General features: G+C 39.8%; 11 protein-coding genes, 12 tRNA genes and 2 rRNA genes. 19 read left to right on the plus strand and 6 right to left on the minus strand.

What is annotated here, in order from left to right:
• The first annotated feature begins 281 nt into the window (after window positions 1-281).
• From PHA78_RS00610 to PHA78_RS00675, 14 genes are all read left to right on the plus strand, one after another.
• Window positions 282-3,185: ribosomal RNA gene (locus PHA78_RS00610) — 23S ribosomal RNA — on the plus strand.
• Between the two features lie 192 nt (window positions 3,186-3,377).
• Window positions 3,378-3,493: ribosomal RNA gene (gene rrf, locus PHA78_RS00615) — 5S ribosomal RNA — on the plus strand.
• Between the two features lie 5 nt (window positions 3,494-3,498).
• A tRNA-Val gene (locus PHA78_RS00620) sits at window positions 3,499-3,571 on the plus strand.
• A 5-nt stretch (window positions 3,572-3,576) separates the two neighbouring features.
• Window positions 3,577-3,647 (plus strand) — tRNA-Gly (locus PHA78_RS00625).
• Between the two features lie 30 nt (window positions 3,648-3,677).
• Window positions 3,678-3,751: transfer RNA gene (locus tag PHA78_RS00630), tRNA-Ile, on the plus strand.
• 6 nt (window positions 3,752-3,757) lie between these two features.
• Window positions 3,758-3,829: transfer RNA gene (locus PHA78_RS00635), tRNA-Glu, on the plus strand.
• Between the two features lie 8 nt (window positions 3,830-3,837).
• Window positions 3,838-3,927: transfer RNA gene (locus PHA78_RS00640), tRNA-Ser, on the plus strand.
• A 9-nt stretch (window positions 3,928-3,936) separates the two neighbouring features.
• Window positions 3,937-4,010 (plus strand) — tRNA-Met (locus PHA78_RS00645).
• Between the two features lie 15 nt (window positions 4,011-4,025).
• Window positions 4,026-4,098, plus strand: a tRNA-Phe gene (locus tag PHA78_RS00650).
• 20 nt (window positions 4,099-4,118) lie between these two features.
• Window positions 4,119-4,199, plus strand: a tRNA-Tyr gene (locus PHA78_RS00655).
• Window positions 4,200-4,206: 7 nt separating this feature from the next.
• Window positions 4,207-4,277, plus strand: a tRNA-Trp gene (locus PHA78_RS00660).
• 7 nt (window positions 4,278-4,284) lie between these two features.
• Window positions 4,285-4,357, plus strand: a tRNA-His gene (locus PHA78_RS00665).
• 11 nt (window positions 4,358-4,368) lie between these two features.
• A tRNA-Gln gene (locus PHA78_RS00670) sits at window positions 4,369-4,440 on the plus strand.
• 11 nt (window positions 4,441-4,451) lie between these two features.
• Window positions 4,452-4,535 (plus strand) — tRNA-Leu (locus PHA78_RS00675).
• 65 nt (window positions 4,536-4,600) lie between these two features.
• Here PHA78_RS00675 and PHA78_RS00680 read toward each other — a convergent pair.
• From PHA78_RS00680 to PHA78_RS00700, 5 genes are all read right to left on the minus strand, one after another.
• Window positions 4,601-5,749 carry a tyrosine-type recombinase/integrase gene (locus PHA78_RS00680; protein ID WP_024377200.1) on the minus strand — a complete coding sequence of 383 codons (1,149 nt, stop codon included), beginning with the start codon at window positions 5,747-5,749 and terminating at the stop codon, window positions 4,601-4,603.
• Window positions 5,750-5,800: 51 nt separating this feature from the next.
• Window positions 5,801-6,142: a DUF771 domain-containing protein gene (locus tag PHA78_RS00685; protein WP_024376319.1), complete on the minus strand. Its 342-nt coding sequence runs from the start codon at window positions 6,140-6,142 to the stop codon at window positions 5,801-5,803.
• Window positions 6,143-6,199: 57 nt separating this feature from the next.
• The gene (locus tag PHA78_RS00690) at window positions 6,200-7,438 is read right to left on the minus strand and encodes a replication initiation factor domain-containing protein (RefSeq protein WP_024376318.1); all 1,239 of its coding nucleotides are present in this window, start codon (window positions 7,436-7,438) and stop codon (window positions 6,200-6,202) included.
• A 93-nt stretch (window positions 7,439-7,531) separates the two neighbouring features.
• Entirely contained in the window at window positions 7,532-8,299 is a 768-nt protein-coding gene (locus tag PHA78_RS00695) for a type IV secretory system conjugative DNA transfer family protein (RefSeq protein WP_099806850.1), read from the minus strand.
• Window positions 8,299-8,784 carry a hypothetical protein gene (locus PHA78_RS00700; RefSeq protein WP_024376316.1) on the minus strand — a complete coding sequence of 162 codons (486 nt, stop codon included), beginning with the start codon at window positions 8,782-8,784 and terminating at the stop codon, window positions 8,299-8,301. Before PHA78_RS00700 ends, PHA78_RS00695 begins: the two co-directional genes overlap by 1 nt.
• Window positions 8,785-9,346: 562 nt before the next feature.
• Between PHA78_RS00700 and PHA78_RS00705 the strand changes: the two genes are divergently transcribed.
• Window positions 9,347-10,054: a hypothetical protein gene (locus tag PHA78_RS00705; protein ID WP_024376314.1), complete on the plus strand. Its 708-nt coding sequence runs from the start codon at window positions 9,347-9,349 to the stop codon at window positions 10,052-10,054.
• A gap of 56 nt (window positions 10,055-10,110) precedes the next feature.
• Here the strand turns inward: PHA78_RS00705 and PHA78_RS00710 are convergent, their stop codons facing one another.
• A complete protein-coding gene (locus PHA78_RS00710; protein WP_306508887.1) occupies window positions 10,111-10,446 on the minus strand; it encodes a helix-turn-helix domain-containing protein in 336 nt (111 codons plus the stop codon).
• A 146-nt stretch (window positions 10,447-10,592) separates the two neighbouring features.
• Here PHA78_RS00710 and PHA78_RS00715 point away from each other — a divergent pair, with 146 nt between their 5' ends.
• The 4 genes from PHA78_RS00715 to PHA78_RS00725 all read left to right on the plus strand — a co-directional run bounded on the left by PHA78_RS00715 (window position 10,593) and on the right by PHA78_RS00725 (window position 14,313).
• Entirely contained in the window at window positions 10,593-13,076 is a 2,484-nt protein-coding gene (locus PHA78_RS00715) for an SEC10/PgrA surface exclusion domain-containing protein (protein ID WP_272158316.1), read from the plus strand.
• A gap of 144 nt (window positions 13,077-13,220) precedes the next feature.
• The gene (locus tag PHA78_RS12495) at window positions 13,221-13,277 is read left to right on the plus strand and encodes a hypothetical protein (RefSeq protein ID WP_443033313.1); all 57 of its coding nucleotides are present in this window, start codon (window positions 13,221-13,223) and stop codon (window positions 13,275-13,277) included.
• A 102-nt stretch (window positions 13,278-13,379) separates the two neighbouring features.
• Window positions 13,380-14,000 (plus strand): hypothetical protein, encoded by a 621-nt coding sequence (locus tag PHA78_RS00720; protein ID WP_024376311.1) that lies wholly within the window; start codon window positions 13,380-13,382, stop codon window positions 13,998-14,000.
• Window positions 14,001-14,169: 169 nt separating this feature from the next.
• On the plus strand, window positions 14,170-14,313 hold the full coding sequence (locus PHA78_RS00725) for a putative holin-like toxin (RefSeq protein ID WP_099806715.1): 144 nt from the start codon (window positions 14,170-14,172) through the stop codon (window positions 14,311-14,313).
• Window positions 14,314-14,519 lie beyond the last annotated feature (206 nt).

A 14,519-nucleotide genomic window follows, 5' to 3' on the forward strand; every position in this document is an offset into this window, starting at 1 on the left:
AACTAAGATAACTGAATACGAACCTAAACTTCCTAGGAATAAGTCAAAACCACCTAGTGTCTAAAGACACGTCGTTGGTTATCTCCTTATTCTACGAAAGTTTTGCGACAAGTCGCATCGGTTCTTAATATCTTAGAACTTGTCCATTGAAAATTGAATATCTATCAAACATTCCTGATGTATCTGAAAGGATACATTAAGAAATAGTAACAAGAAAATAAACCGAAAACGCTGTGAATATTTAATGAGTTTTCTAATTTTTGAAAAAATTAGGTTAATAAGGTTAAGTTAATAAGGGCGCACGGTGGATGCCTTGGCACTAGAAGCCGATGAAGGACGTGACTAACGACGAAATGCCTTGGGGAGCTGTAAGTAAGCAATGATCCAGGGATGTCCGAATGGGGGAACCCGGCAGGTAATGCCTGTCACTCACTACTGTTAAGGTAGTGAAGAGGAAGACGCAGTGAACTGAAACATCTAAGTAGCTGCAGGAAGAGAAAGCAAAAGCGATTGCCTTAGTAGCGGCGAGCGAAACGGCAGGAGGGCAAACCGAGGAGTTTACTCCTCGGGGTTGTAGGACTGCAATGTGGACTTAAAGAGTATAGAAGAACTACCTGGGAAGGTAGGCCAAAGAGAGTAATAGCCTCGTATTTGAAATATTCTTTATACCTAGCAGTATCCTGAGTACGGCGAGACACGCGAAATCTCGTCGGAATCCGGGAGGACCATCTCCCAACCCTAAATACTCTCTAGTGACCGATAGTGAACCAGTACCGTGAGGGAAAGGTGAAAAGTACCCCGGAAGGGGAGTGAAATAGAACCTGAAACCGTGTGCCTACAACAAGTTCGAGCCCGTTAATGGGTGAGAGCGTGCCTTTTGTAGAATGAACCGGCGAGTTACGATATGATGCGAGGTTAAGTTGAAGAGACGGAGCCGTAGGGAAACCGAGTCTTAATAGGGCGGATTAGTATTATGTCGTAGACCCGAAACCATGTGACCTACCCATGAGCAGGTTGAAGGTGCGGTAAGACGCACTGGAGGACCGAACCAGGGCACGTTGAAAAGTGCTTGGATGACTTGTGGGTAGCGGAGAAATTCCAAACGAACTTGGAGATAGCTGGTTCTCTCCGAAATAGCTTTAGGGCTAGCGTCGACATTTGAGAATCTTGGAGGTAGAGCACTGTTTGGATGAGGGGGCCATCTCGGTTTACTGATTTCAGATAAACTCCGAATGCCAAAGATTTATGGTCGGCAGTCAGACTGCGAGTGCTAAGATCCGTAGTCGAAAGGGAAACAGCCCAGACCACCAGCTAAGGTCCCAAAATAATTGTTAAGTGGAAAAGGATGTGGGGTTGCACAGACAACTAGGATGTTAGCTTAGAAGCAGCTATTCATTCAAAGAGTGCGTAATAGCTCACTAGTCGAGTGACCCTGCGCCGAAAATGTACCGGGGCTAAAACAATTTACCGAAGCTGTGGATAACACATTAGTGTTATGGTAGGAGAGCGTTCTATGTGTGAAGAAGGTATACCGTGAGGAGTGCTGGAACGCATAGAAGTGAGAATGCCGGTATGAGTAGCGAAAGATGGGTGAGAATCCCATCCACCGTAAGACTAAGGTTTCCAGGGGAAGGCTCGTCCGCCCTGGGTTAGTCGGGACCTAAGGAGAGACCGAAGGGTGTATCCGATGGACAACAGGTTGATATTCCTGTACTAGAGTATGAAGTGATGGAGGGACGTAGTAGGCTAACTAAAGCGGGCGATTGGAAGTGCCCGTCTAAGCAGTGAGGTGTGATATGAGTCAAATGCTTGTATCTCTAACATTGAGCTGTGATGGGGAGCGAAGTTTAGTAGCGAAGTTAGTGACGTCACACTGCCGAGAAAAGCTTCTAGCGATGTATCATACTCTACCCGTACCGCAAACCGACACAGGTAGTCGAGGCGAGTAGCCTCAGGTGAGCGAGAGAACTCTCGTTAAGGAACTCGGCAAAATGACCCCGTAACTTCGGGAGAAGGGGTGCTCAGTTTAACTGAGCCGCAGTGAATAGGCCCAAGCAACTGTTTATCAAAAACACAGCTCTCTGCTAAATCGTAAGATGATGTATAGGGGGTGACGCCTGCCCGGTGCTGGAAGGTTAAGAGGAGGGTTTAGCGCAAGCGAAGATCTGAATTGAAGCCCCAGTAAACGGCGGCCGTAACTATAACGGTCCTAAGGTAGCGAAATTCCTTGTCGGGTAAGTTCCGACCCGCACGAAAGGCGTAATGATTTGGGCACTGTCTCAACGAGAGACTCGGTGAAATTTTAGTACCTGTGAAGATGCAGGTTACCCGCGACAGGACGGAAAGACCCCATGGAGCTTTACTGCAGTTTGATATTGAGTATCTGTACCACATGTACAGGATAGGTAGGAGCCTATGAAGTCGGGACGCCAGTTTCGACTGAGGCGCTGTTGGGATACTACCCTTGTGTTATGGCTACTCTAACCCGGATAGGTTATCCCTATCGGAGACAGTGTCTGACGGGCAGTTTGACTGGGGCGGTCGCCTCCTAAAAGGTAACGGAGGCGCCCAAAGGTTCCCTCAGAATGGTTGGAAATCATTCGCAGAGTGTAAAGGTATAAGGGAGCTTGACTGCGAGAGCTACAACTCGAGCAGGGACGAAAGTCGGGCTTAGTGATCCGGTGGTTCCGTATGGAAGGGCCATCGCTCAACGGATAAAAGCTACCCTGGGGATAACAGGCTTATCTCCCCCAAGAGTTCACATCGACGGGGAGGTTTGGCACCTCGATGTCGGCTCGTCGCATCCTGGGGCTGTAGTCGGTCCCAAGGGTTGGGCTGTTCGCCCATTAAAGCGGCACGCGAGCTGGGTTCAGAACGTCGTGAGACAGTTCGGTCCCTATCCGTCGCGGGCGTAGGAAATTTGAGAGGATCTGCTCCTAGTACGAGAGGACCAGAGTGGACTTACCGCTGGTGTACCAGTTGTCTTGCCAAAGGCATCGCTGGGTAGCTATGTAGGGACGGGATAAACGCTGAAAGCATCTAAGTGTGAAACCCACCTCAAGATGAGATTTCCCATAACTTTATGTTAGTAAGAGCCCTGAGAGATGATCAGGTAGATAGGTTGGAAGTGGAAGTGTGGCGACACATGTAGCGGACCAATACTAATCGCTCGAGGACTTATCCAAGAATAAGTAACGAAGGCGTTACAAATTCTGTATGAAAATAGGAAACTGACGCAGAGTCAATAGACTCTAGGAAGTTTATCTTTTTCACTAAGAATTTAGCCTGAGTACAATTACTCACGAGTCAATATTGACAAGCGCACGGTTTCTTGTTAGAATATAGATATTCAATTTTGAGTTGACAAGACTCAGTAGTTAAGTGACGATAGCCTAGGAGATACACCTGTACCCATGCCGAACACAGCAGTTAAGCCCTAGAACGCCTGAAGTAGTTGGGGGTTGCCCCCTGTTAGATACGGTAGTCGCTTAGCAAATTGGGAGTTTAGCTCAGCTGGGAGAGCATCTGCCTTACAAGCAGAGGGTCAGCGGTTCGATCCCGTTAACTCCCATATAAGCGGGTGTAGTTTAGTGGTAAAACTACAGCCTTCCAAGCTGTTGTCGCGAGTTCGATTCTCGTCACCCGCTTTGAACATAGTTCATACCCAAACTTGGTTTGGGCGCGTAGCTCAGATGGTTAGAGCGCACGCCTGATAAGCGTGAGGTCGGTGGTTCGATTCCACTCGTGCCCATTATATGGTCCGTTGGTCAAGGGGTTAAGACACCGCCTTTTCACGGCGGTAACACGGGTTCGAATCCCGTACGGACTATATTATTCGGAGGATTACCCAAGTCCGGCTGAAGGGAACGGTCTTGAAAACCGTCAGGCGTGTAAAAGCGTGCGTGGGTTCGAATCCCACATCCTCCTTAGTATTATCGCGGGATGGAGCAGCTAGGTAGCTCGTCGGGCTCATAACCCGAAGGTCGTAGGTTCAAATCCTGCTCCCGCAATTTCTTTAAGAATTTGGCTCGGTAGCTCAGTTGGTAGAGCAATGGATTGAAGCTCCATGTGTCGGCGGTTCGATTCCGTCTCGCGCCATTAACTTAATATTATATTTCGGAGAGATAGCGAAGAGGCTAAACGCGGCGGACTGTAAATCCGCTCCTTCGGGTTCGGGGGTTCGAATCCCTCTCTCTCCATACCTTTACGGGCATAGTTTAAAGGTAGAACTAAGGTCTCCAAAACCTTCAGTGTGGGTTCAATTCCTACTGCCCGTGTTATATGGCGGGTGTGGTGAAGTGGTTAACACATCAGATTGTGGCTCTGACATTCGGGGGTTCGATTCCCCTCACTCGCCTATTTTAATATTGGGGTATCGCCAAGCGGTAAGGCAAGGGACTTTGACTCCCTCATGCGTTGGTTCGAATCCAGCTACCCCAGTTCAACTATATGCCGGCGTGGCGGAATTGGCAGACGCGCTGGACTCAAAATCCAGTGTCCGCAAGGACGTGCCGGTTCGACCCCGGCCGCCGGTATAGTTTATATAGAAGAAACGTTGATTTATCAGCGTTTCTTTTATTTTTTGGTCAACTTTTGGTCACTATTTATCACTTTCAATTAAACTCTTTAATACTGAACGAACTTTATTGTTCTCAATCTCTGCTTTTTCTTTGATAAGATGTCCGTATGTTTCAGTGATTTCAGTAATATCTTTATGACCCATGAGTTTTGATACTGCCCAAATATCGACACCCATAGCTAACATAGTGGAGCAATAGGTATGCCGTAAACCTGTGCTTGTCATATTTTGGGGAAAGATGCGTAATGTTTTTAAAATTTGTTTTAAGTGTTTGTTGATGCCTGCATTAGTCACGATATTATAATGTAAATCTACGAAAATCATATTTTCATCATTTGTGATTGTTCCATTTTCGATAAACACATCTTGTTCTTGTTTTAGTTTTTCAAGAACATTAAGTGTATCAGCATCAATAGGGATTGTTCTAATTGAATCTTCTGTTTTAGCTTTGCTCCAACGCTGTCTAACTGTATCATACCGTCGATATGTTTTTATTTCAAACGTATCCCATAGCACACAGTCCCATGTTAGTCCTGCCACTTCACCTGCCCGTAGTCCAGTTTTTAGTTGGATTAGTAGTAAGTGAGGAATGATGGAACTAGTCATGTCTAAATTTTCTTCTAAGTAACTTACCAGTTTTTGATAATCCTTAAAACTATGAATATACTTATCTTCTTTCCGTTTTTTAGGAGGACGACCAGATAAAATAACACCTTCTGTAAAATCTTCAATATTGAGTTTATCACGTTTAGCAAAGACAATGACATTTCGGATTTCTGCATTCATTCTACTTACGTTATCACGACAATTTGTTTCAGCGTATTTATTAATAAAAGCTTGATATTCACTAGCTTTTATCTGAATAGCTGGTTTATCTTCAAATTGTGCTTTGATGAATTTTCCACGCAACATATGCTTGTTTAGTGTTGTATCAGCTTTACCAAGCGGTTTTACAGTCAGTTCTAGCCATTTTTCCCATAAGTCATAAAATGTAATGTTTTTATCTATGATTGCACCTTGCATTAATTTTATTTCGATGCTAAGCGCTTCAATTTCGGCTTCACGTTTAGTTTTGAATCCTGAATTTGATGCAATCACTTTTTTATTCTTATCAAAGATACGGTAGTCCCAAGTTTTATTTTTACCTCTTTTTCTATATGAAATTGCCATTGATTACCTCTTTCTAAAAGCGATAACCAAGATATTATCTTGGTTATCATATCATAAATCAAAAATTTCTGCAAAATGTTCTTCAAAATATTTTTTTGTTTTGCTAGCTAGAAAGTAATAACGGCCTCCTCGATTCTGAGGATATTTTACAAATCCATTTGGGTTTTGGTCAATGTCAATTTGTTTGCGAATGGTTGGTTTATATAGGACGTTTTCAAGTAGCCATGGACGAGATACAGAGAGCATCTCTAGGACTTCATTCAGTGTCATATAGTGACCAATCGATGCCTTTTTTTGTAGTTCTTGATATTCAGCCTCTGAATGGATAGCATATCCTTCAGGAAGTTTTACTGTGATTTCTGAAAATTCAAGGTTTATTTCATTTATTCTCATTATGGAAATTCCTTTCTTAATATGAGATAATGACTAGGGATAAGCCTAGCCTTATCTCTACAACTTGTTGGCGTCTTTTCTTCTTGGTTTCTTGGCGGTTACTTTAGAAGAAGAGGCGTTCTTTTTATAGAAAATCTCAATAATACTTTCTAAGTATTCTTCAAAATCAAGTACCTGAAGTTCTAGGAGATTTTTCTTGAGCCAAATATTTAAGTCAGGATTTGGCACATAGTTGAACTCATACTCAAATAATAATCGTTTGATTAAAATGGTCACTGCATTTACTCCCCATATTTCTTCTACTTTTCTTAATAAGGGAAAGAAGCCACTACCTTTTAGCATATAGTGAACGGTCTGAATAAGTTCATTATTTCTAGGGCTTAGCAATGTGAGTGGAAGTGAGTAAGAAGAAAAATCTAACAGCGATTGACTATATTCAGTAATTCTATTAGATTCAATGTCTACAAGACAATATTTTTCAACAATCTTGTTTGCAATAAATTGCTGTAGTGAATCTCTGGAGGGTAACTTTAAGATTAGTTTAGTAAGCTGTCTAGCATACTCTTTTTTATAGGTCACCTCAAACCGTATCCAGCTTTCAACATTCTGAGCGACTTGAGCATAACGACCATTATTTTCTAATTGCTCAGCTTTTTTATCATAAATTTTTAGAAAACTATTTGTCCCCTTTCCTCTTGAACCGATTGTTATAGTTTTAGCTTCTCGATTTATTTCGATAGCAGATGTTTTTGAATGCCTCTTTTTCCCCTTGCTAGTGACAATTGTAAATTTATTCTTTTTTAAATTTTGATAAATGTCGTTTACTGACAAAGGAAAATCAAAGTAATCTGCACAAAAGTCTATTCGACTAAGATGCATATCCCAATAGGGTTCGTTGAGGCGTTGAAGAATATCGTAAACTTCAATCGGTTCATTATAGAACTCCTGAAAGATTTGTTGGTAGAAACTGAGTGCTGATGCAGAAAACTTAACAATAATCCCCATGTTGATGTAGTGGTCATGGAACGCGATTCTAAAGAAATAGGGCATATTTTCAAAACCATATGCAGTTGTATATCCCTTTGGAGCCATTTTCTCAAGTTGCATCGTTCCACAAAGCAGAGGAAGTGATAATTTATCAGCAATTATTTCTGTTAATTCTTGAGCAATTTGTTGCCAATGACTTGGATACTCTCCGATGGTTTCAGCGGTTGGCTGGATAACAATTGTAATCTCATCAATATTAACGTGTAGAGACTGTTTATCGAAATTTTGTAAATCGATTAAGTTATACATATTTTCTCCTTTTTGAATTAAGTGGAATCTGGGTTATTACAGTACCCAGATTGAGTGCTTATTGATAGGCTCTTTACCAGCCCAGCCTATCTGCTAGTCTGAGCTGGTAAAGAGCGATGAAAGTGGCGATGAAGATGTCACCGCAAAATGAATCCATCTTCGACAGATTTCTAGTTTATCAGGGGAAATATGTGGGACAATAACTTTTACAGTCTTTTTCCCACTGACTTTAAGATAGCCTACTCCCCTTGGATTCGAGGAGGCAATCAAATCTTTCTCTTCTGAGAAGAACATTTGGATTGTCTCTTTTGAAAGGGTTCCTAATACTAGCATGGATGAAAAATTATCTCTAATTTTTCCAAAGTATTCAGCATCACCACGCTGGTTGCAGACGAAAACTTGAATATTGAATGACCGTCCAAGCATCATTAACCTAGATAACTTGGCGATGACTTCATTCTTTTGCTTATTATCTTTACTGGATAGGTATGAACCCCACTCATCAATAAAGAGGATGACTTTTCTCTTAGAGCTATCCCGTTTGGATTGTCGTTGTTCTAGGATAATTAATGCCAATTCAATAGACTTGTCTACTTCATCAAATCGAAAGAAGGTAGGTAACTCATCTAAAAATTCAAAGTCTTTATCAGCTTTATAGTCAGCTATGAGCAAAAATGGAGCTTCTCTGGTCTGCTGATAATACTCATATATCTCTTTAGCGAGTAAAGCGATTGCACAGATTGTCTTTCCACTACCACTGGCACCAATACATAAGAGGTGTGGTTGGGAAGTGTCGAACGGCACTTCCCTTAAAAACTGCGAAGACTTCTTAGATAGTAAATAGTCTAGTAGTAGTCTCATTATCTACCCTCTAAAAGCTGTCTCAATTCCTCTTGATTGCGATAGAAGATGATATCCAGGTCAAGATAATTAAGCTGTTCACGTTTTGTAATCTGATTATTAAACATAAAATAAACAGATACATCTTGTGTTTGTGAATAAAAATGGAAATTTTGTTTGAGCCTCTTGTCAAATTCTATTTCCAAATTTTTCTTGAGATAGAGTAATTCTTCATCTTCAAGTTCATCCTTTATCAACAAAGGAAATCGATATCTCTTTGCTGAGTCTGTTGGAGTGCTTGAAACCAAAAAGTAACTATACCGAGAAAATGTGATAGTATTTCCTAGTTCCTTACTTACTTTATTAGAGGTGTTTTCAATGTCGTCAAGAATTAACTGTTCATTGAGTTCTAATCTTTGAGCAAGTTGCTTTTGTTCTTTCGAATCAAAATATTTTTGTAAACCAAGAAGTAATGAAAAAGCAATTAATGTTAGAAAAAAATACATATTAAATCCTCCGAAGATAAGGGAGGGCTAGCCTCCCGTGTTAAAAACTACAAAATTGTAGCTTTTTGAGCTTTGATTGACAACATCGCACGATTGGATTTCAGGTAACTAGTTATTGAAACGTTTTCAAGTTGAATTTCAACAACTTCGTCGAGAAAAGTTGTAAAATCATCCTGCTTTGCACCCAGGACTTTGATATTGTTCGTCATAAAGCGACCACTCTCAGCGCGATATCCGACGTCCAGCTATACTCCAATAACTGCTTTGGTTTCAAAGTCTGTTGCTGAAGCTACGCCCATCAGCATTCCACGAAGTTTGACTGCTTCAAATTCCATGAATATTTCTCCTCTCTACCATCAAATTTTTTTCTTTAAATTTAGAAGTGATGGAACTTCTTGCAATTCATTTCCTCCTTTCTGTTTTAATTATAACTGAAACAACCTAATATTTATCAGTAACTATTTTTCAGCCTTAGTTGACCTTGTTTAGGTTTAGTTGAAATGATATAATTCGAGTAGTTAAGGAAAAATCGTGACATTTTTTAGAGAGAGGGATTAATTTTATGGAAAAAATTTCAGCAATTGAGATTAATAAACTGTACCTTAGATATTTGGAAAATAAAGAGCTTCGAAATTTATATAAAGTATTTTCAAAGGAGGATAAAGAAAGTGAGGAGTTGAGTTATTCTGAAAAAATTATTTTTAGGAAATGTTACAAACTATACAAACAGTATTTACAAAAAAAAGGTGCAACTATTACTTTTAGCACATTTCTAGAGAGTCAAGAAAAGATAGATGAAGCAGAGGAGATATTTAGAACATATTTTTTCACAAACGGATATAATAACCAATTAAGCTCTGCGATAAAGAAAGTAAAAGATTTACTACAGACTGACCTTGGTGCAAAAAAACATTGGATTAAATACACTGAGTCAAAATTTAGAAAAGATAGACTTGAAGAACAGCTTGTTAAAGTATTATGGTATGTTATTCCAGAAAAAAAGGGAATAAATGTCCATTGGAGTAAGGAAATTATTGGAGTATCTCTGTATGAACTGACCTATATTGAAGACTTTTCACATATATGTAAATTTTTAAGTATTGGTGATTTTAGAGACGCTCATGAAGGTGAACTAATGATAATCAGGCTAAATCTGTATAAGAAATTTAGAAGTATGAAAATCAAATATAATGAACTAGAAGAGGAGTACACCAGACTACAGGCTGAGCTAAAAAAATACTATGACTTAGCTTTATTTTATTATTTTTGATAAATAAAAAAGCATGGTACTAACAATAATTATTGTGTATCATGCTTTTTACAATATTACTTCATCTGTTCCAATAGACTTTGAAAAGCTTTTATACTTTTTTCCTGTTTGTCTTTTGGCAGTTCTGATAGTGAATCTAATAATAGTGAAATTTCTGGGCTATTTTCCTTGATGCTGATATCAAAAAAATGTTCAATATCTGTTTCAAGAGCTTCTAAAATTCTTTCAAACGTATCAATTTTGATATTCGTTGCTAATTGTTCTATTTTATAGGCGTAATTCATTCCAAGGTTGGCTTTTTCTTCTAATTCGTCTTGTGTCCAACCTCTTTCTAGTCGTAAATGGCGTATTCTCTTGCCAATATATTCTCTCAAACTTGCGTTTTCCATCATAAATACCTCGTTATTTACTATCTTACAAGGTTTATAGTAAAGAAGAAACTTCTTAAAAGGTTTTTAATTATATGTTTTAGTTGTTTAAAACTAAATAATACGGTATAATAACCTTAAAAGATTAGTTTAATACAGATGGAGGTTTTATGAACAAGAACAAAAATTTAAATTCTCAAGGTTCAATTCGTAAATTGAAAGGTTTCGGTGCAGTCGGTGTATTGACCTTTGGTTTGTTGGCAGGGGTATCTGTCAAGGCTGAAGAGGTTGTTACTGCGACCACTGGTGAGGGTGCTACTGAGGCGGTTGTTGACGAGGTGTCTACTCAAACGGCTTTAGAGCAAGCGGTGGAAATAACTGCTAACCAAGTAGAAGAATCTCAAACGGCTGTCACTCAAGCCGAAGAGGTTGTAACAACGGCTAAAGAGCAGTTGGCGACTGAGCAAGAAGAGAAGCGTGAAGCTGATGAGGTTGCACAGCAGGCTCGTCAGGAGTATGCGACAGCTCAAGCTGACGTGACGACTAAGACGGCTGAGTTGACAACGGCAGAAGAAGCTGTGACAACGGCTCAAAAAGAGGTTGAAACAGCTCAAGCGGGTATCCAACCTGCTGAGGAAGCGGATGTTCAACGTCAAGAGGCTATTGACCAAGCTCAAACAGCGGTTGATTCTGCAAAATTGGACGTAACGCAGGCTGAAGCGGATGCGAAAACCGCAAACGATGCAGTGGTAATTGCCGAAGCTGAGGTCATTCAAGCACAAGCGGAAGTTGACCAAGCTCAAGCTGAAGTTGATTCCCTCTTCTCTGTCAAATTGTCTGACACCTACGGTCAATTGCTGAAAGACTTTTATGTAGCTGACAAGAATAAAGATACTGTTGAGCGTGAGCGCATTTGGACAGAGCTTGAGGCTGAAAGCAAGCGTCTACTTGCTGAAAGTCGTGCTAACAATACAATGGACAAATTGAAAGAAGCCCTCAACGCTGTTGAGTCTAACCAACGTGTTATCATTAAGCAAGGCGGTAACGGCTTGAACGAGATGACAATGGCGGATTGGACTGAGTTGACGCAGTATGCTCAGTTGATTGTCAACGATATTCGTGACCAGCTTGGTGTTGACACAAAAGTCTTGGTTTCTCAAGGTATGATGGGTTTAGCTAAAACAGTATCAGATGGGTATCTTAGCCGTAATCACCCTCTAGGGTTAGGACATAACCACCAAGCTATGCTCGATGGGATTCGTGCCTACAATCAACCTATCGCAGAGAACGGTTCTCCTGAGTTCATCCGATTTGATGCTCGTGACTACACAATGGCTGACTTGAAATTAGGTATAGCGGCTGACTTTGTAGCCATGATGTTGGATGACGCACGTGATTGGCAAGCCTTTGGACATGCTATGTCTACAGCAGGTTTGTACGATGCTAACTCAGGCAACACTACTGGTGTTCAGTACTTGGGTATCCACGGTTACACGGTGGAGCTCGGTTCAGGAATTTTACATGAGTACACAAACGGTAAAATCTCTGAGCTAGTCAAAGAGGGTCTCATCGAAAACCCAGTAAACCCACAAGAACTCAAACAAGCCTTGACAGAAGCTCAAACTCGCTTGGCTACTGCTCAAATGCAGGTTTCAGGTGCTAAGGTCAATGCTGACACAGCTAAAACCGCTCTAACTACCGCTCAGGGTATCCTGACTAAAGCAGAGGATGAGTTGAAGTCTGCACTTGCTGTACCACTTCAAAGTCCATTGGCGAATGAAGCTCTGAAACAGGCTAAATCTAACCTTACAAAGGCTGTATTCAACCGTGCATCTGCGGACACAGCTCTTACAACAGCTGAGACTGTTCGTGATGAAAAGTTGAAAGCCTTGAACGATGCCAATGCAGAGGTTACTCGTCAAACAGCTGATATTCCAGTTGCACTTAACAATGTAAACTCTGCTGAGTCTAAGTTGAATGTTGCTAAGACTGCTATGAACGATGCTGTGCGTAAGCACACTCAGGCTGTAGATGCTTACAAGCTCTATATGGACTCTTTGGGTATCCCTGAAACGCCTGTAACTCCAGAGGAACCAACTGTTCCAGTTACACCTGAAACGCCTGTAACTCCAGAGGAGCCAACTGTTCCAGTTACACCTGAGAAGCCAACTGCTCCAGAGGTTCCTGTCACTATCGACATCATCGAGGGTGAGGACGGTCAATTGATTATCACTGGTAAAGGTGACCCTGCTTACCATGAGTTACCAACTCTTGACATTTCGACTATCGAGGTTCCAACTCCTGAGGTTCCAAGCACTGAAGTACCAACTACAGAGGTTCCAGTCAAAGAAGTGCCTGTTACTGAAGTTCCAGTTGCAGAGGTTCCTGTTAAGGTTGAAGCCACAGTTCAAGTTGAAACTCCAACTAAAGTTGAGGTTGACTATGCGCCTACCTTTGAAACTTCAAACACAGCTAAAGAAGAAGTTGTAGTAACTCCTAAAGTAGTTAATCATTCTTCAGAATTGAAACAATCTACTGATGATAGTGTCAAAATATTACCTAATACAGGTGAGACAAAGACTAACTTGAGCTATCTTGGACTAGGTATTCTTGGTTTAGGTGCTTTGGCGAAGAGAAGAAAGAAATATCGTTAAAAAGAAATATCTTCTTACTTTTTATTATTCCCTAGATAAGTAACAAACCCTTGATTATCTCCATTTTTGTTATATATTTTTACTTATTTTAACGTATAATTATCACAAACAGGAGCACAAGAAAGCCTATTGGTACTTGCAGGTGTGTCAGTATTGTCTAGCCTTGGTTTTGCAAGTGTAAGAAGACGCAAACAGGGATAGCTAGCTAAAATGAAAAAATCTTCCTACTATGAACAATAGGAAGATTTTTTATTATGTTATAATAGTTGAAAAACTAATAAAAAATAAGTTCGGAGAACAAGCATGAAAACACCTAAAGAATATACAAAGTTGTTAAAAGATGCAAAACTTACAGAGGAAATTATTGCTCAATGTACATATTCAGTAAATAAAAGAGCAAAAAATTATAGAGACAAAATTCAGGAATTAAGAGAATCAAGATACAATAGGTATAAATATCAAAATATTGAAAAAGCGAAAGAGAAAAAGAATGAGTATTATGCTCAAAAAGAAGTATTATTATCTGTTTTTTCTCCTAAAGTCATTCATAAACAACCTATTGAACCAGAAATTATACGTGTTTTTAGTTATCAAAAAGACTATAGAAAACTATTAGAAGAAAAAAATGATAGTATACTTTATACAAACTCGTACTATGATGAGGAAAATAGGAAAGTAGATTTTTTTGATTATAGTACCGGAAGAGAAAAATATTTGTATTTTCTATATTATGAATTTGGAGGTTATAGTTTTCACAGTCCCATTGATGAATTAAGTACTAAGGACTATCCTGAATTAATGGTTGAAGAAATTGATTCGACTTTTACGACTTATGGGGCAGATATAACAGACTTACTCTCTACCTCCTTTGTCAAAAAGGTTATCGAACTAATTAGGAGTCGTGAATATACTCTAATAAACTAAATAAAAAATCTTCTTACTTATTGTAGGAAGATTTTTTGGATTCCAAAAAATTTCGGAAAGACTGCGCTATTCCAACAATTTTTAGGAATGAAATATGATATACTAGATGAGTAGAAAAGTGAAGGCGGTAGCTCTTGATTTTCTGAAAGTGAGGTGATGCCTATGGGCAATTCATCAAAATCTGACGGAAAGGAGGAGCGTTCTTTTGACAGCTTTTGAAGTTGTACAGACGATTTTAAGTTTCGGTGGTTTCACAGTTGCTTTGATTGGTTTGTGCTATAAAATCTTCAAAGATGAAGGCAAAAAGAAATAACCGTCAAACTTTGGACAGTCACGGTTATTTCTAAATAATCTAAATTGAGCCACCGTCTTTTTAACGGTTCTACCTGGGGTTGGTTTGCAGACCAACCCCTTTTCTATTTCCATTATATCAGATTACTTGTAAAATGCAAATAATCTGATAATGTTGGCTATTAGCTTGTGTTATGAAATTTTAATCTAAGTTGTATTTGAAATTTA

Origin of the sequence: Streptococcus sp. HN38 (assembly GCF_028335765.1) — a bacterium.
Lineage (GTDB): Bacteria > Bacillota > Bacilli > Lactobacillales > Streptococcaceae > Streptococcus > Streptococcus suis_P.